This window comes from Aurantimonas marina (assembly GCF_017183135.1).
GTDB classification, from domain to species: Bacteria; Pseudomonadota; Alphaproteobacteria; order Rhizobiales; family Rhizobiaceae; genus Aurantimonas; species Aurantimonas marina.
Map to the genome: position 1 here is coordinate 78,077 of NZ_JADDXW010000014.1, position 17,155 is coordinate 95,231.

The window sequence follows — 17,155 nt, forward strand, 5'->3', positions numbered from 1 at the left end:
ACGATGGACGGAAAGATACTCGCCCGGCTCGCGGCCGTGATCGTCGTTGCCGTCGCATTGACGGCAACGGCGGTCGAGATGGCCCGCGAAGAAGAGCCGGTAATCCCGGCGTCCTCGGTGAGACCCGCGGAGCATTTGGCGTTCGGTCCCCTGCGGATCGAGCTGACCCGCTGCCAGGCGCTGGGCGAGGCGGCGGCGCGCGAGCCCATGTGCCTTAGCGCCTGGGCCGAGAACCGCCGCCGCTTTCTCGGCATCGAGACCGGACCGACCGCGCGCCGACCCGACGCATCAGTCATGCCGACGACGGAGGCGCGTTAGAACCATGAGCGGCACCGGCGTCATCGACCGCTTCCTCGAGGTCTTCACTCGCTACATCGATTCCGGCTTCGGCCTGCTCGGCGGCGAGATCGCCTTCATCGCGACCACGCTGATCGTCATCGACGTGACGCTCGCGGCGCTGTTCTGGTCCTGGGGCGCCGATGACGACATCGTCGCCCGGCTGGTGAAGAAGACCCTGTTCGTCGGCGTCTTCGCCTACCTCATCTCGAACTGGAACAACCTCGCCCGGATCATCTTCGAGAGCTTCGCCGGCCTCGGGCTCCAGGCGAGCGGCACCGGCTTCACCACGGCCGATCTCATGCGTCCGGGCCGCGTCGCTCAGACGGGGCTCGATGCCGGACGCCCGCTGCTGGAATCGATCTCCGGCCTGATGGGCTATATCTCGTTCTTCGAGAACTTCATCCAGATCGCCTGCCTGTTCCTTGCCTGGGCGCTGGTGCTGCTCGCCTTCTTCATCCTCGCCGTCCAGCTCTTTGTCACGCTGATCGAGTTCAAGCTGACGACGCTCGCCGGCTTCGTCCTCATCCCCTTCGGACTGTTCGGCAAGTCCGCCTTCATGGCCGAGCGGGTCCTTGGCAACGTCATCTCGTCGGGCATCAAGGTCCTGATGCTCGCCGTCATCATCGGCATCGGCTCCACCCTGTTCGGCGAGTTCACCGCCGGCTTCGGCGATGCGGAGCCGACCATCGACGATGCGATGGCGATCGTGCTCGCCGCGCTGTCTCTCCTCGGCCTCGGCATCTTCGGTCCGGGGATCGCCGGCGGCATCGTCTCGGGCGGTCCGCAACTTGGCGCCGGCGCGGCCGTCGGCACGGGACTTGCCGCCGGTGGAATGGTGATGGCGGGTGGCGCCGGCGCGGGCCTCGCCGCAAAGGGCGGAGCGGCGGCGCTCTCCGGCGGAGCAGCCGCCTTTCGGGGCGGCGCGGCCGTCGCCGGTGGCGCCTCGACCGCCTACGGCCTCGCCTCGGCCGGACAATCCGGCGCCGCCGGCGTGGCATCGGGCCTTGGCGGCGTCGCCCGCGCCGGCGGGAGCGCGGCGATGTCACCGCTCCGCCGGGCTGCGTCGGGCGCGACCGGAAGCCTGAGGAACAGCTTCGCCGCCGGCGGCAGGGCCGCATCCGAGTCGACCGGCGGCGCATCATCTATGGGCTCGCCCAGCAGCGGAGCCGCCGAGATCGCCGGCTCGCCATCTTCCGATACCCCGCCGGCGTGGGCCCGGCGCATGAAGCGCTCCCAGACACTCAGCCATGGCGCCACGGCCGTCGGCCATGCCGTCCGCTCCGGCGACGCGCATGGCGGCGGCTCCTCCGTCAACCTCTCCGAAAGCGACCGCTGACCCATGTTCAAAAGAACGTCGACCCACTACGGAAAGACCCCCGAGCCCGAGACGCCCTACCAACGGGCCGCGCAGGTCTGGGACGAGCGCATCGGCTCGGCCCGCGTTCAGGCCAAGAACTGGCGGCTGATGGCTTTCGGCTCGCTCCTCCTTGCCGGTGGCTTCGCCTCGGCCCTCGTCTGGCAGTCGGCGCGCGGCACGATCGTGCCGTGGGTGGTGCAGGTCGACCAACTCGGCCAGGCCCAGGCCGTCGAGCCGGCCGTCGCCGACTACAGACCGACCGATCCGCAGATCGCCTTTCACCTGGCGCGCTTCATCGAGCAGGTCCGCTCGATACCGGTCGATCCCATCATCGTCCGCCAGAACTGGCTCCGCGCCTACGACTTCACGACGGACCGCGGCGCAACGGCGCTGAATGAACATGCCCGCGCCAACGACCCGTTCGGGCGCGTCGGCAAGGTCCAGGTCTCGGTCGAGGTGTCGAGCGTGATCCGGGCGTCCCCCGACAGCTTCCGGGTCGCCTGGACCGAGCGGCGCTACCAGGACGGCAGTCTCGCCGCGACCGAGCGCTGGACGGCCATCCTCACCATCGCGGTGCGGCCGCCGCGTGACGCCGAGCGGCTGCGCGAGAACCCGCTCGGCATCTTCGTCAATGCCATCAGCTGGTCGCGGGAGCTTGGCTGATGGCACGACGCCCCTCCACCTCCGCCCTCCCGGCGCTCATCGTCACGACATCTCTTCTCGCTGGCTGCGCGACCGTCAAGCCGCCGGAGATCGCCTACGACAGCGACGTTCCGCCACTGCCGGCGGCGCCGACGGCCGTGATCGATGAACGGTCGCGCCCGCTGCACACGCCGCCGGCCTGGACGCCCAGTCACGGTGGTGCTGCCAATGCGCGGCAGCCGACAGCGCGTGTCGAGAACGCCAACGCGGCGGCCCGGGTCGAGCCACGGCGCGAAGGCTACTACAACGCCATCCAGATCTATCCCTACAGCGAGGGCGCGCTCTATCAGGTCTATGCCGCGCCCGGCCAGATCACCAATATCGCCCTCGAGGCCGGTGAGCGCCTGACGGACACCGGACCGATCGCGGCCGGCGACACCGCCCGCTGGATCATCGGCGACACGACGAGTGGGGCCGGCGATACCGCCCAGGTCCATGTCCTCGTGAAGCCGACCCGGCCGGACATCTCGACAAACCTCGTCATCAACACCGATCGCCGCACCTACCTCGTCGAGGTGAGGTCGGGCGAAACGCCCTACATGCCCTCGATCGCCTGGTCCTATCCGCAGAGGCGGGCGACGCGGATGCAGGCCGTGCCAGCGGCTCCGATCATCCCGCCGGCGGCGCAGCGGAACCATCGCTATGCCCTCGAAGGTGACCGCCCACCGTGGCGGCCGGTCTCCGTCTACGACGACGGCAGGCGGGTCTATGTCGAATTCCCGCGCGGCATCGTCCAGGGCGAGATGCCGCCGCTCTTCGTCATCGGCTCCGACGGCGAGCCCGAGCTCGTCAACAGCCGCGTCCATGGGAACATCCTGATCGTCGACCGCCTGTTCGCGGCCGCGGAGCTCCGTCTCGGAGCCAAGGACCAGCAGCGGGTGCGGATCATCCGAACCGATGGGATGAGGCGTGGTCCCCTTCAGCGGATGCGAAGCCCCGGTGGAGCTTTCGCAAGCAACGAACGCCCAGAGCCATAGCGGAGGCAGCGATGAGCGACACCTCGCACAGTGACGGCCGCGACGGAGAGGTGCGGGATGACCGCCGGTCACCAGGCCCGGCGGAGGCGTTGCGCCTGCGGCCCGCGCCGCCGCGCGTCACCCGACTCTCGCGCAAGGTGCTGGCGGGCCTCGGCGTCGCCGCCGGCCTCGGCATCGGCGCCGCCCTCATCTTCAGCCTTCAGGGGCGCAACGGCGGGGACGCCCCGACGGAGCTCTTCACCACGGACAACCAGCCCACCGCGGACGGACTCCGCCGCCTGCCGTCCGACTATTCGGACGTGCCGCGCGATGTTCCAAAACTTGGCCCGGCGCTTCCGGGGGACCTCGGCCGGCCGATCGTGCGGGCGCGCGAAGAGGGTCGCCCGGTGCCGGCCCAGCCGATGCCAGGACCCGACCCGGAAGAGCAGCGGCGTCTTCAGGAACAGGAGGCCGCGCGCACCAGCGAACTGTTCTTCAGCGCGGGAACCCAGACGGCTGTGCCCGGCGCCTCGATACCTGGACAGACCTCGGCGGGTCTAGGCGGCCCCTACGGTGGCGATGGCACATCTTCGCGGGACCGCCACGCCGCGTTTCTGAACGGTCTCGTCGACCGCGGCACTGTATCGAGCGACCAGTTCGTGCCGCCGGCGAGTCCCTATGTCTTGCAGGCAGGAGCCGTCATTCCGGCGGCGCTGATCACCGGCATCCGCTCCGATCTGCCAGGGCAGATCACCGCCCAGGTCACGAGCCACGTCTATGACAGCCCCTCGGGACGCTACCTTCTCCTGCCGCAGGGGACCCGGCTGATCGGCCAGTACGACAGCGGCGTCGCGTTCGGACAGCGGCGGGTGCTGCTTGTCTGGAACCGCCTGATCCTGCCGAACGGGCGATCGATCGTGCTGGAGCGCCAGCCGGGCGCCGATCGACAAGGCTTCGCCGGTCTCGAGGACGGCGTCGACTACCATTGGTGGGATCTCGCCAAGGCCGCCGCGCTGTCGACCCTGCTCGGTGTCGGCGCCGAGCTTGCCGCCGATGATGAGGATCGACTGATCCGCGCCATTCGCGGCGGCGCCCAGGACACCGTCAACGACGCCGGCCAGCAGATCGCCAAGCGGCAGCTCGATGTGGAGCCGACGCTCACGATCCGGCCGGGGTTTCCGGTGCGGGTCATCGTGACGCGCGACCTCATTCTCGAACCCTACGGAGCCCACTGATGACGAAGCTGAAACTCGGAGCGATCGCCGACGACAAGCCGGTGAAACTAACAATCGAGCTGCCGGCCTCGCTTCATCGCGACCTCGTTGCCTATGCCGAGGTGCTGGGACGTGAAACCGGCCAGCCGGTCGGCGAGCCGTCGCGCTTGGTCACGCCGATGCTGGAGCGGTTCATGGCGACCGACCGCGCCTTCTCCAGAGCCCGCAGAGCACGAGGCGGTTCGATCTAATCGACGGGCGGCGGCGGTTGACCGGACGCCATCGCCCTCATCACCGACAGAAACCTGCGCAGTACCGGATTATCCCTGTCGGGCGACCAGGCAACCGAGAATGGCAGGATGTCGTCCGGATCGCCGACCGGCCTGAAGACGACATTGGGATAGGCAACACCAACGCCGGCCCGGCTGACGACGCTTAACCCAAAGCCTAGACCCACCAGGACGAAAAGCGTCTCTCGCGCCACAGCGTACCGTACGATCCTTGTCCGTTCGCCGAGCCCGCCGAGGCGGGCAACCAGCCAATCGTGGATCTCCGGACCGGGCTCTTGCAGGCTGACGATGAAGCGCTCGTCGCGCAACTCCGACCATTGCAACCGCTCCGCATGTGCCGCTGGATGATCTTTAGCGAGCGCGAGAGCGACGGCTTCCCACCACAAGGTCTCGCAGTCGAGATCCCGCAGATCGCAGTCGCCGGTCACGAAAGCGACATCAAGCTTGCGCTCCCGGATGCCGCGCAGCAGCACATTCGGCTCGCCTTCGGTCACATCGATCTCGACGCCTGGGTACTGCGACCGAAACAGCCGGATGGCCGCATAAGAAAAGCCGCTAGCGATCGAGGCAAAGATGCCGATCTGAAGGTTACCGCTGGCTCCCTTCGATGCCGCACGTGCCCGTCTCAGTCCGAACTCAAGATCGCGAATGGCGTTCGACGCGGTATCGAAGAAATCGCGACCGGCTCGGGTGAGCCTCACGCCCGAAGCGTGGCGCTCGAACACCGACACGCCCAGTTCACCTTCGATCCTCGCGATGCGCCGGCTCAGCGTCGACGGTCGCACGCCGGCAGCCATCGCGGCGCGCCGTATGTTGAGCCTCTCCGCAACGTCAACGAAGGATCTCAGGTCAGACAGCTCCATGGCGTCACCTAGCCCTCCGTGGGACAGCGCGCGTTGCCTGCGCTCTCGATCGCGCGATCAGCGCCGTAGTTGGACGACAAAAATTGCCAGATTCAGCTGCGGCGCGCAGACCTACGATCCTCCGCGCGCCCAACGCAGAGCCGCGTCGCGATCACCGGGGTCGAACGACTTCAAGTCAGCGCCTGTGAACAAGTCGGCCAACGATGTTCCCCATTTCAACCAAACCTTGTTGGCGACAACAGCTACGCGAGCCAGGTCGTCGTGGTGCTTCATGTCGATTCGTACATCCGCCAAAACGGCCGACGCATCTTCGTAACTCTCAAAGTCCTCCATGAAGATGACGAGCGACGGCTTGTGCATCCGCTCCAGCTTGACGTCGAGAACAGCATGCAAGCCCTCCAGATCGGCTTTCGTCAACGTGCCGCTGCACTCGAAGCCGATGACGTTTTCGCCTTCGACGGGAACTTCCTTGAACATGTGCCTTCTCCTTTCATGGTGTCAGCCATGGCCATACACCTCCGCATCCTGGTGAGCGTGATCCGAGTGCTCAAATTCCAAGGTCGAGTGCCGGATGCCGAACTGCCCTTCCAGGACGTCCTTGATCGCGCGCTTGATCTGCTCCAGCCGGCCCCACGCCGCCTTCTCGATCACGACATGGGTGTCGAGCGCCGCCTGATGCTCTTCCATCTGCCAGAAATGAACGTGATGAACATCGGCGACGCCATCGACCTCGGCCACGGCCGCGATCACCGCATCGGTGTCGATGCCCGGTGGGCTGCCCAGCATTAGGGTGCGAATCGTGCCGCCAATCTCGCTGAAGGCGAGATAAAGGATGTAGACGGCGATTCCGATCGTGATCGCCGGATCAACCCAGCGGATGTCGTAGAGGAGGATCAGCGCGCCGCCGACGATCACCGCGACGGAGGCCAAAGCATCGGAGAGATTGTGCACGAAGAGCGCGCGGATGTTCACACTGCCCTTCTGCATCGAATAGGTCAGCAACGCCGTTGCCGTGTCCACTACCAGCGCGATGCCGCCCAGCCAGACCACCCACCAACCCTTTACCTCTGGCGGATCGATGAAGCGCATCCCACCCTCGTAGATTAGGTAGAGGCCGATCACGATCAGCGTGGTGTAGTTGATCAGCGCCGCGACGATCTCGATCCGACCGTAGCCAAAGGTCATGCGCGCGTCTGCCGGACGGCGGGAGATCTTGCGTGCCCCAAACGCGATCACCAGCGATGCCATATCCGAAAAGTTATGCAGAGCGTCGGCGATTAAAGCCAGACTGCCCGCGATGATCCCTCCGACGATCTGCGCGACGGTCAGGATACCGTTCGCCCAGATAGCGATGCTGACCCGGCGATCGCCGGACTTGGCGTCTATATGGGCGTGGCCGTGGTCATGAGGCATCAGCGCCGTCCTTGTTCTTTTGAAAGGAATGAAGGCCGCTCTCGCCGCCTGTACTCGAACCGCTGCTCATCGCGGTTTCAAGGCCGGCGGATACGAGCAAAAAAGGGGGAAGCCGCCGACGAACGCCAAAGGCTAGGCGCATGTGGCGCCCGCGGCGTCATGCGCCTCTTCCAGCATGCTCTCAACCGCTGTTACGGTCAGCAGCCTTTCCGCTCCGCGCCGGTCGATGCTTGGCAAATTCGATTTCCTTCCGATCCGAATCGGAATGTAATACCTACAGGAACTATAGCTTCAAGCTGAATCTGGCGAACGCACATCGCGCGCTTTGGTACAGGATCAAGTCTGGGCCGTTTTGGCGGTCTAGGCACCGATCTCGTTATGCGCTGTCAGACACTCGGAATGATCGCGCAGGACTTCCAAGACCCGGCACTCGGCGACGCTGCCACCGGAGCATTCCGCAATCATCCGTTTTAGTTCCTTCTTGAGCGCCTGAAGCCGCAAGATTCTCTGTTCGACCTGTTTCAGTTGCCTTTGCGCGATAGAATCGGCGTCAGTGCACGACTGTTGCGGATTATCCGCCAGTTCCAGAAGTTCCCTAATTGCGCCTAGCGGAAAGCCGAGTTGCCGGGCGTGGCGGATGAAGGCCAGACGGTCAAGTTCGTCCTGGCCATATCGTCTCTGCCCGCCCTCGGTGCGCCCGGGTTCGAGCATCAGGCCGATCTGCTCGTAGTAGCGGATCGTCTGGACCTTAGTGCCCGTCTGGCGGGCCAGGGTTCCGATCGTCAGCATGGCACCTCCAAAAGCTACTGTTATCCATCATGCTCAATGCTCATTTGCTTTTCTTCCTTTCGACTCACCCGAAGCACAGGCGTCGCTCTATGGGGTTATGGCTTTCGAAATATTGCGCCGTAATGGTACGGAGGAAGCTCAACCAGGCCAGCCAATTGGAACCCTGCCGGCTCGACAACCGCTCGAACCTGCTCCGGCGACATGCGCATTTCGGTCTTGGGTCCGCGTGGCTTGTCGAGCACGGTGGTCTGCTCACGGGCGATCTGGTGCCAGTTGACAATGGCGAAGCGACCGCCTGGCCTAAGCACCTGCGCCACGCCCTCGGCCAATGCGGTCTTGTCCGGAACGCCGTGGAACGTATTGGCAATCAGGACGTAGTCGATCTCGTGAGGGATCAGTTCGGCAATGTCGCGCGCGTCAGCGCAAAACCACTCAGTAACGGACGCCCCCCGCCGCGCGACCTCTGAACGCGCCTGGCTCAGCATTTCGGGGTCGATGTCGAGGGCATAAACGTTGCCTCTTACCGACTTGGCCAGGGGCGCAGTAAAGTAACCAGCGCCACAACACAGATCCACGACCGTCATTCCGGCTTCTATCCCGAGCGTCCGAACAATGCCGTCAGGGTCGGGCCATAGAGCCGACCACCATGCGTTGTCCGGCATTGCCGTGGCCGGGAAGAACTCTTTCTGGAAGGCCGTGGGTCTATTCATTTCGATGTCCCGCCGATATCGGCCTTGACGAGGGTCAACAATATCTCATATTTTGCATGAGCTATGACACATATGAGTAATGACGCATATCAAAATGTCAAGAGGCTAGCGCCGATCTTGAAGCTGCTCGGCGAGCCGAACCGGCTACGCATCCTCTACAGCCTCGGACTTGAATGCCGTCCTGTGACTGAGGTAGTGCAAGCAACCAGCATGAGCCAGACCAATGTCTCGTTTCATCTGCGGGCTTTGCGAGAAGCTGGCCTGGTTCGCCCGGAGCGGCGCGGCCCCTTCGTGTATTACTGTCTGCCTGACCCGAAGCTCCTCGACATCCTTCACGAACTTGCCAGGTGGTTTGACGAGCAAGAACAAGAGATCTCAGATTCTGCTCTGTCTTCGGAGACTCCCGCATCACATCCGAGATCGAAGTAACTCTGAGTTTTACGAATTTGTCCGACTGGCAACTGCGTCAATCGACAACCGCTGCACTTCCAACATCTATAGTGTGAGATCGTCATTGTGTCTCGGTGGGCGATAGGCTTGTAAACGTGGAATGTGATCACTGCACCACAGCGTCGCCAGCAGCGCTGCCCAAGTCCGAGATCACAGCCTCGCGCCCACAGGAGGCGATGAAATTGAAAAGATCTGCGGGTTGAAGGCCGATGCTCTCGGTGTTGATCAGCGGATGGAAGTTCACCTGCTCCGCGTCCATCAGGCTGGCCTCGACCACCACTGTCACCAGACCGTCTTCGTCGTTCAGCAAGGCCAGAGGCGTCAGCGCGCCGGGTTCGATCCGCAGCACTCCTCGCATCTGGTCAGAAGATGCAAAGCCGAGGTGGCCGGATGCTCCTATGTGCCTGTGCAAAGTCTTGACGTCCACGGCTTTATCTTCGTGGCACACAATCAAAAATAGCCGCCCCTTCTTATCTTGCAACAGGAGATTCTTCGTGAAGATTCCCAGTATATCGCCGCGCAGAGTTTTCCCCTACTCGACCGTATGGTGGGGCGGATAGGGCACCGTGGAGGTCTCGATTCCGAGTTCCTCAAGTCGGTGAAAGAGTCGCTCGCGCGAGAGTTTCGTATTTTCAGTCTCTCTTAATCGCTAGGCGTTCGCTTCGACGGGAAGGCCAGCGGCTCGCCACTCAGGATAACCGTCCTCCAACCGGCGCACACGGAAGCCGCGGCGCCGTAGCTCGGCGACTGCCTCAAACGACAACACGCAGTATGCGCTGCGGCAATAGGCGACGATCTCATGGTCAGGGTCGAGCACGGCAAGGCGCGCCTCGAGTTCGCTTAGAGGGATGTTGACGGCGCCAGGCAGGTGGCCGACGGCGAACTCGTCCTCGGGACGGACGTCCAGAACAGTGACGAGACCGGTTCTCGAGCGTTCGAGCAGTTCCTCCCGCGACACCGGCTCCATGCTGTCACGATCTGCAAAATAGCCGCGCACGATCCGATCCACCTCGGCGACATTGCGCTCGGCTACTTGGCGTAATTCGTATAGCAGCGACAGGACAGTCTCGTCGGCAAGGCGATAAAGAACGAATTTGCCATCTCGCCGCGAGGCGACGAGGCCAGTTCTCCGTAGTTGCTGCAAGTGCTGCGAACCATTGGCGATCGAGAGGCCGACGCGCTCGGACAACGCCTCCACCCCCCGCTCGCCTTGTGCCAAGTGTTCAAGCATCTCAAGTCGATGCGGATGACCGAGCGCCCTGGCCACTGACGCGAACTCCGCGAACAGAGCCTGTTTGGGATCACCAGTTGACAAGGCAATGCACCCTTTGTATTTCATTCAATATATTAATTGAATAATGGAATGTCCATCCCGGGTCAAGATCGGAGCACGAACCTGCGGGGGTTGAGAAACTCAGCCCACTCCGGATGACCATTCCCGTTTCACGGCGCCAAAGGAGATGGCGATGACCAAGCAGCCTTGTGGAGTTTTGGATGATTTCGCGTAGATCCGCACTAACGGGATTGCTTATGGGCGGCGCTGGTCTGGCCGCAGCTGGAGTTTTGTCAAGCCGGGATGCGCGGCACTGGTTGTTTGGCGCAACGGCCTTCGCCGCGTCCCCCAAACCGCTTGCAATTCCGGAGATTATTGCGGGCGAAGTGCGCGATGGCGTGCGCACCTATGCTCTTGGCCTGCAGAAGGGCATTTCCCAATTCTTCAACGGTGTAGAGACCCCAACGCTTGGTATCAACGGCGCTTACCTAGGGCCGACCTTGAAAATGCGCGCGGGCGAGCTTGTGCGCATGAACGTCACGAACCGGATCGGCGAGCCGAGCACGCTGCATTGGCATGGGTTTCATCTGCCCGCCAGCGCCGATGGCGGCCCCCATCAAGTGATCGCTGACGGAGCAACCTGGTCGCCGCAATTTACCGTGAAGCAGCGCGCCTCCATGTTTTGGTATCACTCACACATGGTCCCGCGCACCGGCCCGCAAGTCTACCAAGGCCTGGCCGGCCTCATCTATGTGGATGACGACGAAACCGCGCGCCTCGATCTGCCGAGCGACTATGGCGTGGACGATATTCCCCTGGTCTTGCAGGACCGCGCCTTCGATAGTAACGGTTCGCTGATATACAGCACCTCCATGCCCAGCGTGATGATGGGCATGCGGGGCAATGTCCTGCTGGTCAACGGAACGGTGCGCCCCTATTTCGAGGCCCGCACGAGCAAATTGCGGTTGCGCATACTCAATGGCTCCAACGCCCGGTTCCACACCATCGGATTCGCCGACCGACGGACGTTCCAGCAAATCGGTACGGACGGCGGCCTGCTGGAGCGTCCCTTTGAAACGTCGCGCATCACGCTCGCCCCCGCTGAGCGGACGCAAATCGTCGTTGATTTGGACGATGGCCGGCCTGCCCTGCTGCGCACCTTCGCGACGCCCAATACCGGCATGATGGGTGGTGGTGGCATGATGGGCGGGATGATGGAGCGAATGATGGGCGACGACCTGTCATTTGATGTTCTCGACATCAGACCCGGCGCGCAGCGCGGCAAATCGGCGGGGCTGCCCGATCGTCTCGTCAGCTTGGACCGTCCCGACCCGTCCCGGGCGGTGGGCACACGCCGCTTTGTCCTACAAATGGGCATGGGCGGCATGATGATGGGTGGCGGTTCCTTCACAATCAATGGCAAAGCGATGGATATGAACCGTATCGATGAGGCCGTGCGCGTCGGCACGACGGAGATATGGCAAATCGAGAACGCCTCGATGATGTCCCATCCCTTCCACATTCATGACGTGCAGTTCCGCGTACTCGACCGCAATGGTGCACCGCCGGCACCCGGAGAGATGGGCCTGAAGGACACGGTCGTTGTGGCACCGAGCGAGCGCGTGCGCCTGCTTCTCAGTTTCGCCGACTACAGCGACCCGGACAGTCCCTACATGTACCATTGCCACATCCTGGAACACGAGGATGCTGGCATGATGGGCCAGTTCTTGGTCACAGCCTGACACCCAACTGTGCTTGCAGTTGTCGCGTTAAGTTCGAAGAGCGGCGAACGGCGAACCGGTTCGCTGAACGAGATCGCCAACCTGGTTGACTGGGCCGAGATCGATCATCATCTCAAATCGTAGACATCATTGGAATTAGGCCGCTTTGCTTGGTCGACGACGAGAACGGTGGCGGGCAACATGCGAAGGCGAGAGCAGACTCGATGGATATTTGATCAGGTTCATCTTCAACGTGGCCAACGTGTACTGCTGCTCGGTTGTGGGTCAGGCGCCGATCTCTCCATGTGTTTCGCTCGCGGCGTGTCGCAGATCGTCGCGGCTGAGCGATCCCTGCTTAAGCTTTTGCTGGCCTGCCACTTGCATCGAGGGCCTCGCCTATTGGGAAGGCTTGATCTCCGGTGGGGCGATTTTCAATTGGTAACTCGTGAGGGGGCACCATTTGACCGTGTCGTTGCAAGGATTTCGGCCCCCCCGTCAACTGAATTTCGAATTCTGCTACGCAATATCCGCTGCAAGATAAAGGTTGGCGGGGTCATCGGTGTCGCGGTTAATTGCGGAACCATGTGGCAGAATGCCACGGCTGCGGGCGAGGATCTTCGCCTCGCCTTGATCGGCTCCGGCTGGGTCGGCACCAACGTCGAGCAACGCCTGTTCCAAGGCGAGTGCGTAGCCCTCGTAACGGGTCACTCGATTTGAATGAGAGCTGCATCTCCAGGAGAATCGCATTCATAGAATAATCTTGGCGTTTTGGGTTGAGAGGGGTTCTGTGATCGGTTTTTAGGCGGGGACCGATGATGGATTTAAAGTCGCTCTGGCGGGATGTGCCGATCCTCGGCGTGGCTATGCGCAAGTCATGATTTGCTTGATATGCTGACGATCGCGCTGGTGGCGTCGATCTGCGGGGCGGAGAACCGCGTGGATTTCACGGAGTTTGCCGAGGATCGCGAGACGCTGCTGCGGGAGTTTCCGCCGCTGGCGAACGGCTTGCCGAGCCACGACACCTTCAATCGGGTGTTCCGGCCTCTAGACCCGGACGCCTTTTGCGCCTGCTTCGGCGGTTTGTGGCCTCAGCGCCGACTGAGCGGAGGTGGTGGCGATTCGACTGGCTTGGGGGCAAGACGCTGCGACGCTCCTTCGATCGGGCGGCGCGGCGGCTGCTCGAATTCTTGAGGCTCGACGGCGCCCTGGTGACGCGGGACGCGCTCCACTGCCAGAGCGAGACGGCGGCACGGGTGCTGCAAAAGGGCGGCGACTATCTGTTCGCGCTGAAGGCCAACCGGCCGGCAATGCATCGCGACGTCGCGGCGTTCTTCGCAGATCCGCCCGCTCCGCTCGCCGTCTTCGAAACGGTGGATGGCGATCATGGGCGTGTCGAGACGCGGCGTCACCGGGTGAGCCACGATGTCGAATGGCTGTTCTCCGAGCGCCGTTACGCCGGCGAGCCTGCCATGCCGGGTCTGGCCGCGATCGCCTGCGTGGAGTCCGTGCGGACCACAGGCGCTCAGACCACCCGTTCGACCCGCTATTACCTCTGCTCGGCGGACCTCACGCCCGAGCGCTTCGCCGCCGCCGTGCGCGCCCATTGGCGCATTGAAAATTCCCTGCACTGGGTTCTCGATGTCGTCTTCGACGAGGACCGCGCCCGAAACCGCAAGGACACCGGCCCCGACAACCTCGCTATCCTGCGCAAACTCGCCCTCAATGTGCTCAGATCCGCACGACCGAAACTCGCCGTCAGCCGAAAACGCAAGCGTTCAGGATGGTCCGACGCCTTCGCCCGATCCATCATCGACCAAATGCAATAACCCTGTAGCGGCGCGTCAGAGCCCTTGCTCCTACAGCCGCTAGAGATCCTATGATCCGAATCGATGCGGCAGACTTTGGGAACGGAGCACCCACGGAGAGTACGTGATTTCGCCGTGCGGGATGTTCCTCGACGCCATCGAACGAGCAACAAGATGCAAAGCCAGAATTTTCAGGAAGTGATCTTCTGAAATGACGAGAGCAAGCCTGTCGAGGAACACCCGCGTCGTGGCTGCGCTGAGCGTGATATTGGCGTTCATGACAAGCCTCGTTGCCTACTCTCCCACGCTGTATCAGCTGTTCTGTCAGGTCACAGGCTATGGCGGTACGGTGCAGCGGGCCGACGCCGCCACTCGCCCAGTATCCACGTTAAACGAGGTCGTGACGGTTCGTTTCGATGCCAATGTCGGTGCGGGACTTGATTGGGAGTTTCGCCCTGAGCAGCGCGAGGTGAGAGCCCGCTTCGGCGAGCCCGTCAAGGCTTACTATTATGCGAAGAACCTCTCCGACGAGACTCTCGTCGGTCGAGCCGTCTTTAATGTCACCCCCTATCAGGCCGCCCCCTTCTTCTTCAAGATCGAATGCTTCTGCTTCACGAATGAGAAATTAGGACCTGGCGAGAGCGCGCGCATGCCGCTCGTCCTTTATGTCGATGAGCAAATGCTCAAGGACGACGACACGAATGGGCTTCGCGAGGTCACCCTCTCCTACACGTTCTACAAGCAGGAGGATCTAGCGCCGGAGGAGGTCGAATCTGCCCGTGACCTGAAGGCCGGGTCGCAGTCTCTCGATGCCGCTCTGGAGACCAGCAGCACAGCCGAATTCGACAACGATGCGCCGCGACGGTGAGGAAGAGGCATGGAGAACGACCGCGCCCATAGTATCCGGAGGCGGCTTTTCGCAGTCTTCTCAGTGCTCTCTTTGCTTTTTGCTCCAATCGCCGCAGTTGGGCACAGCTATAAGCTGGGCGATATCACTGTCGGCCATGTCTGGGCATCCCCATCCGAGAGCGGCGAAGGCATCGCCGTGTATGGCCCGATCATGAACCAGGCAGCCGCCGCCGTTCAACTGACGGGCGCCTCTACGCCGGTGGCCGACGAGGTGCGCATTCGGATGACAAACGAGGAAGGCGAACATTGGATCGATATGGTCAATCTCGAACCCGGCAAACCGCTCGCCTTGGCGCCTTGGCGCCAGCATCTTTATTTGACGGGCATTAATCGTGAACTGGAGGAAGGCGATACGTTCGAACTGACGCTCGATTTTGCACAGGTAGGCACTGTGACGGTGCAGGTCGAAATAGAGCCCGAAGGTGGCCATTGATCCGCCGCCTCTCGCTCTGCGCCGAAACAGGCAGTCTTGCGATGATCTATGACAGCGCCTCGCGGGGCCAAGCCGCGCGGATCGGCTGTGCAGTAGGCCGCATTGGCGTTCTGGTTTGCCTGCGAAATCTCAGTGGCGGGACGAGGAGGCCTCTCTCCAAGACGCCTTCGGAGCCGACTACGCGGCCTGTGGCAATTGATCCAGCGTTGGATCTGAAGCGATGAAAAGGAAAGGAAGAGCAATATGAACGCATTCCAAAAGGTGCTTCTGGCTGGCGCATTGAGCCTGCTGTCGGCTCCTGTACAGGCAGTTGGTAGCGACAAGGTCGAGGTCTTCTCCACTTCCGGCTGCGGCTGCTGTCTCGGCTGGGTGCGGCATCTGGAAGATGCCGGATTCGAGGTCACGAACGAGAATCTCGCTATGGCGGACCTCTACGCCAAGAAGATGAAGGCTGGCCTGAAACAGGATCAGACATCCTGCCACACCGGCTTTGTGGAAGGTTATGTCGTCGAAGGTCATGTGCCTGCTGTGGAAGTCACCCGCCTGCTCGCCGAGAGGCCAGAGGCGATTGGCCTCACTGTTCCGGGGATGCCGGCCGGGTCGCCTGGAATGGGTGAGAGTGATGAGCCGTACGATGTACTGCTCGTTCTGAAGGACGGCTCGACCAAGGTCTTCGCCAGCTATCCCGAACCGAAAGGATCTATTGCGGAATGAGACTACCGATCGCGATTGTCATGGCGATCGCCCTAGCCGGGGCGGCGGCCGCGCATGACTTCAAGGCGGGAGATCTAGTCATCGATCATCCCTGGTCTCGGACAACGCCACCGGTCGCGACGACCGGCGCCGGCTATGTGACCATCACCAACAATGGGACCGAGCCGGACACGCTTGTTGGCGGTTCGGCCGAAATCTCAGGCGGCTTTGAGCTCCACACCTCGGAAATCGTCGACGGCGTGGCCAAAATGCGACCGCTGACGGAGGGTGTCACCATTGCTCCAGGCGAGACGATGACACTGGAGCCGGGCGGCACGCATATCATGCTGACCGGCTTGAAAGGTCCCATTCGCGAGAGCGAGCCTTTCACCGGCACTCTTGTTTTCGAGCAGGCAGGAGAGGTTCCGATCAAGTTCGTGGTTGAGGGTTTCGGCAGCCGTCCTGAGCCGGAAGCGTATGCACATGAAGGACTTCAACAATGAACCTTGGCGCCACCCGCTGGATCCTCTGGAGCGCTTTGGCCGTGCTCTTTCTCGTGCTTGGCACTGCCACCGGCCTAAGGGTTCTGCAAGGCTTATCTAGCCAACCGCGGCCGCTTGGCTCAACGTCATCCGGCGTCGCTGAAATTGGTGGCGAGTTCTCCCTAGTCGATCATGAGGGACAGCCGAGGACCTGGTCCGATTTCCGAGGCAAGCCCGTAGCCCTGTTCTTCGGCTTCTCCAACTGCCCGGATATCTGCCCTACAACTCTGGGCAAACTCACTGTGCTGCTTGATAACCTCGGGCCGCAGGCTGACGATCTCCAGGTATTGCTTATTACCGGGGATCCGAAGCGCGACACGCCGGAGAGGCTGAACGCGTACCTACAATCCTTCGATCCTCGCATTGTCGCCCTGACCGGGACGGAGGGAGAGGTCGAGAAGGCTTTCTCGGCCTTTAAAGCTTACCGGGCAATCGTGCCGCTGGAGAACGGCGACTACACCATCGACCATTCCGCCGGCGTCTACCTGTTCGACCGGGAAGGCGGTTTTTTTGGTACCTTGGATGCCCACGAAACAACCGAGGTCCAGCGGCAGAAGATCGAGCGCCTCCTTGCAATTTAGGGTGCATCAGAAACAAACCACAATCCAACGGCTTTAGACGACGGATCAGGGACGTGATGGCCAGTCAGGTGTTAGGCGCACCCGTTATGCCTCGCTAAATAACAAGCCAACGCAG

Annotated in this window: 22 protein-coding genes and 1 pseudogene; 14 read left to right on the top strand and 9 right to left on the bottom strand. The window is 62.4% G+C overall.

Annotation, left to right across the window (positions count from 1 at the left end; all coding sequences use genetic code 11):
• The first annotated feature begins 3 nt into the window (after nucleotides 1-3).
• Genes trbK-alt through ING15_RS15280 form a run of 6 tightly spaced genes read left to right on the top strand, consistent with a single transcriptional unit; the run spans nucleotide 4 to nucleotide 4,819 of the window.
• Nucleotides 4-318 (top strand): putative entry exclusion protein TrbK-alt, encoded by a 315-nt coding sequence (gene trbK-alt / locus ING15_RS15255; protein ID WP_206455695.1) that lies wholly within the window; start codon nucleotides 4-6, stop codon nucleotides 316-318.
• 4 nt (nucleotides 319-322) lie between these two features.
• Nucleotides 323-1,675 carry a P-type conjugative transfer protein TrbL gene (gene trbL, locus ING15_RS15260; RefSeq protein WP_206455696.1) on the top strand — a complete coding sequence of 451 codons (1,353 nt, stop codon included), beginning with the start codon at nucleotides 323-325 and terminating at the stop codon, nucleotides 1,673-1,675.
• A 3-nt stretch (nucleotides 1,676-1,678) separates the two neighbouring features.
• Nucleotides 1,679-2,359, top strand: a complete 681-nt coding sequence (gene trbF, locus ING15_RS15265; protein ID WP_206455697.1) for a conjugal transfer protein TrbF — start codon at nucleotides 1,679-1,681, stop codon at nucleotides 2,357-2,359.
• A complete protein-coding gene (gene trbG, locus ING15_RS15270) occupies nucleotides 2,359-3,375 on the top strand; it encodes a P-type conjugative transfer protein TrbG (RefSeq protein ID WP_206455698.1) in 1,017 nt (338 codons plus the stop codon). The genes trbF and trbG overlap by 1 nt, the downstream gene beginning before the upstream one ends.
• Nucleotides 3,376-3,386: 11 nt before the next feature.
• Nucleotides 3,387-4,589: a TrbI/VirB10 family protein gene (locus tag ING15_RS15275; protein ID WP_206455699.1), complete on the top strand. Its 1,203-nt coding sequence runs from the start codon at nucleotides 3,387-3,389 to the stop codon at nucleotides 4,587-4,589.
• Entirely contained in the window at nucleotides 4,589-4,819 is a 231-nt protein-coding gene (locus ING15_RS15280; RefSeq protein ID WP_206455700.1) for a DUF2274 domain-containing protein, read from the top strand. Before ING15_RS15275 ends, ING15_RS15280 begins: the two co-directional genes overlap by 1 nt.
• Here ING15_RS15280 and ING15_RS15285 read toward each other — a convergent pair.
• The 5 genes from ING15_RS15285 to ING15_RS15305 form a co-directional block, all read right to left on the bottom strand.
• Complete coding sequence (locus ING15_RS15285; RefSeq protein WP_206455701.1) at nucleotides 4,816-5,721, bottom strand: LysR family transcriptional regulator; 906 nt, start codon at nucleotides 5,719-5,721, stop codon at nucleotides 4,816-4,818. The genes ING15_RS15280 and ING15_RS15285 overlap by 4 nt on opposite strands.
• Before the next feature lie 111 nt (nucleotides 5,722-5,832).
• Entirely contained in the window at nucleotides 5,833-6,198 is a 366-nt protein-coding gene (locus tag ING15_RS15290; protein WP_206455702.1) for a SpoIIAA family protein, read from the bottom strand.
• A 21-nt stretch (nucleotides 6,199-6,219) separates the two neighbouring features.
• Nucleotides 6,220-7,134 (bottom strand): cation diffusion facilitator family transporter, encoded by a 915-nt coding sequence (locus ING15_RS15295; protein WP_206455703.1) that lies wholly within the window; start codon nucleotides 7,132-7,134, stop codon nucleotides 6,220-6,222.
• A gap of 360 nt (nucleotides 7,135-7,494) precedes the next feature.
• The gene (locus ING15_RS15300; RefSeq protein ID WP_206455704.1) at nucleotides 7,495-7,923 is read right to left on the bottom strand and encodes a MerR family transcriptional regulator; all 429 of its coding nucleotides are present in this window, start codon (nucleotides 7,921-7,923) and stop codon (nucleotides 7,495-7,497) included.
• A 95-nt stretch (nucleotides 7,924-8,018) separates the two neighbouring features.
• The gene (locus tag ING15_RS15305; protein ID WP_232845795.1) at nucleotides 8,019-8,633 is read right to left on the bottom strand and encodes a class I SAM-dependent methyltransferase; all 615 of its coding nucleotides are present in this window, start codon (nucleotides 8,631-8,633) and stop codon (nucleotides 8,019-8,021) included.
• Between the two features lie 72 nt (nucleotides 8,634-8,705).
• Here ING15_RS15305 and ING15_RS15310 point away from each other — a divergent pair, with 72 nt between their 5' ends.
• Nucleotides 8,706-9,062, top strand: coding sequence for an ArsR/SmtB family transcription factor (locus ING15_RS15310; protein ID WP_232845796.1), 357 nt, complete (start codon nucleotides 8,706-8,708; stop codon nucleotides 9,060-9,062).
• Nucleotides 9,063-9,189: 127 nt separating this feature from the next.
• Here the strand turns inward: ING15_RS15310 and ING15_RS15315 are convergent, their stop codons facing one another.
• Nucleotides 9,190-9,606, bottom strand: coding sequence for a YbaK/EbsC family protein (locus tag ING15_RS15315; RefSeq protein ID WP_332873842.1), 417 nt, complete (start codon nucleotides 9,604-9,606; stop codon nucleotides 9,190-9,192).
• 126 nt (nucleotides 9,607-9,732) lie between these two features.
• Entirely contained in the window at nucleotides 9,733-10,398 is a 666-nt protein-coding gene (locus tag ING15_RS15320) for an ArsR/SmtB family transcription factor (RefSeq protein ID WP_206455707.1), read from the bottom strand.
• Between the two features lie 179 nt (nucleotides 10,399-10,577).
• Between ING15_RS15320 and ING15_RS15325 the strand changes: the two genes are divergently transcribed.
• Nucleotides 10,578-12,098 carry a multicopper oxidase family protein gene (locus ING15_RS15325; RefSeq protein ID WP_206455708.1) on the top strand — a complete coding sequence of 507 codons (1,521 nt, stop codon included), beginning with the start codon at nucleotides 10,578-10,580 and terminating at the stop codon, nucleotides 12,096-12,098.
• Nucleotides 12,099-12,593: 495 nt separating this feature from the next.
• Here the strand turns inward: ING15_RS15325 and ING15_RS15330 are convergent, their stop codons facing one another.
• Nucleotides 12,594-12,785, bottom strand: coding sequence for a hypothetical protein (locus ING15_RS15330; RefSeq protein ID WP_206455709.1), 192 nt, complete (start codon nucleotides 12,783-12,785; stop codon nucleotides 12,594-12,596).
• Between the two features lie 124 nt (nucleotides 12,786-12,909).
• On the opposite strand from ING15_RS15330, the pseudogene ING15_RS15335 reads away from it, so the two are divergent.
• Nucleotides 12,910-13,903 (top strand): annotated as a pseudogene (locus ING15_RS15335) (ISAs1 family transposase).
• A 48-nt stretch (nucleotides 13,904-13,951) separates the two neighbouring features.
• Here the strand turns inward: ING15_RS15335 and ING15_RS15340 are convergent.
• Nucleotides 13,952-14,161 carry a hypothetical protein gene (locus tag ING15_RS15340; protein WP_206455734.1) on the bottom strand — a complete coding sequence of 70 codons (210 nt, stop codon included), beginning with the start codon at nucleotides 14,159-14,161 and terminating at the stop codon, nucleotides 13,952-13,954.
• Here ING15_RS15340 and ING15_RS15345 point away from each other — a divergent pair.
• The 5 genes from ING15_RS15345 to ING15_RS15365 all read left to right on the top strand — a co-directional run bounded on the left by ING15_RS15345 (nucleotide 14,160) and on the right by ING15_RS15365 (nucleotide 17,040).
• A complete protein-coding gene (locus ING15_RS15345; protein WP_232845797.1) occupies nucleotides 14,160-14,750 on the top strand; it encodes a cytochrome c oxidase assembly protein in 591 nt (196 codons plus the stop codon). The two genes, ING15_RS15340 and ING15_RS15345, sit on opposite strands and share 2 nt — an antisense overlap.
• 9 nt (nucleotides 14,751-14,759) lie before the next feature.
• Complete coding sequence (locus ING15_RS15350; protein WP_206455711.1) at nucleotides 14,760-15,224, top strand: copper chaperone PCu(A)C; 465 nt, start codon at nucleotides 14,760-14,762, stop codon at nucleotides 15,222-15,224.
• Between the two features lie 243 nt (nucleotides 15,225-15,467).
• On the top strand, nucleotides 15,468-15,938 hold the full coding sequence (locus ING15_RS15355; protein ID WP_206455712.1) for a DUF411 domain-containing protein: 471 nt from the start codon (nucleotides 15,468-15,470) through the stop codon (nucleotides 15,936-15,938).
• 20 nt (nucleotides 15,939-15,958) lie between these two features.
• A complete protein-coding gene (locus tag ING15_RS15360; protein WP_232845802.1) occupies nucleotides 15,959-16,420 on the top strand; it encodes a copper chaperone PCu(A)C in 462 nt (153 codons plus the stop codon).
• Complete coding sequence (locus ING15_RS15365; protein ID WP_206455714.1) at nucleotides 16,417-17,040, top strand: SCO family protein; 624 nt, start codon at nucleotides 16,417-16,419, stop codon at nucleotides 17,038-17,040. The genes ING15_RS15360 and ING15_RS15365 overlap by 4 nt, the downstream gene beginning before the upstream one ends.
• Nucleotides 17,041-17,155: the final 115 nt, after the last annotated feature.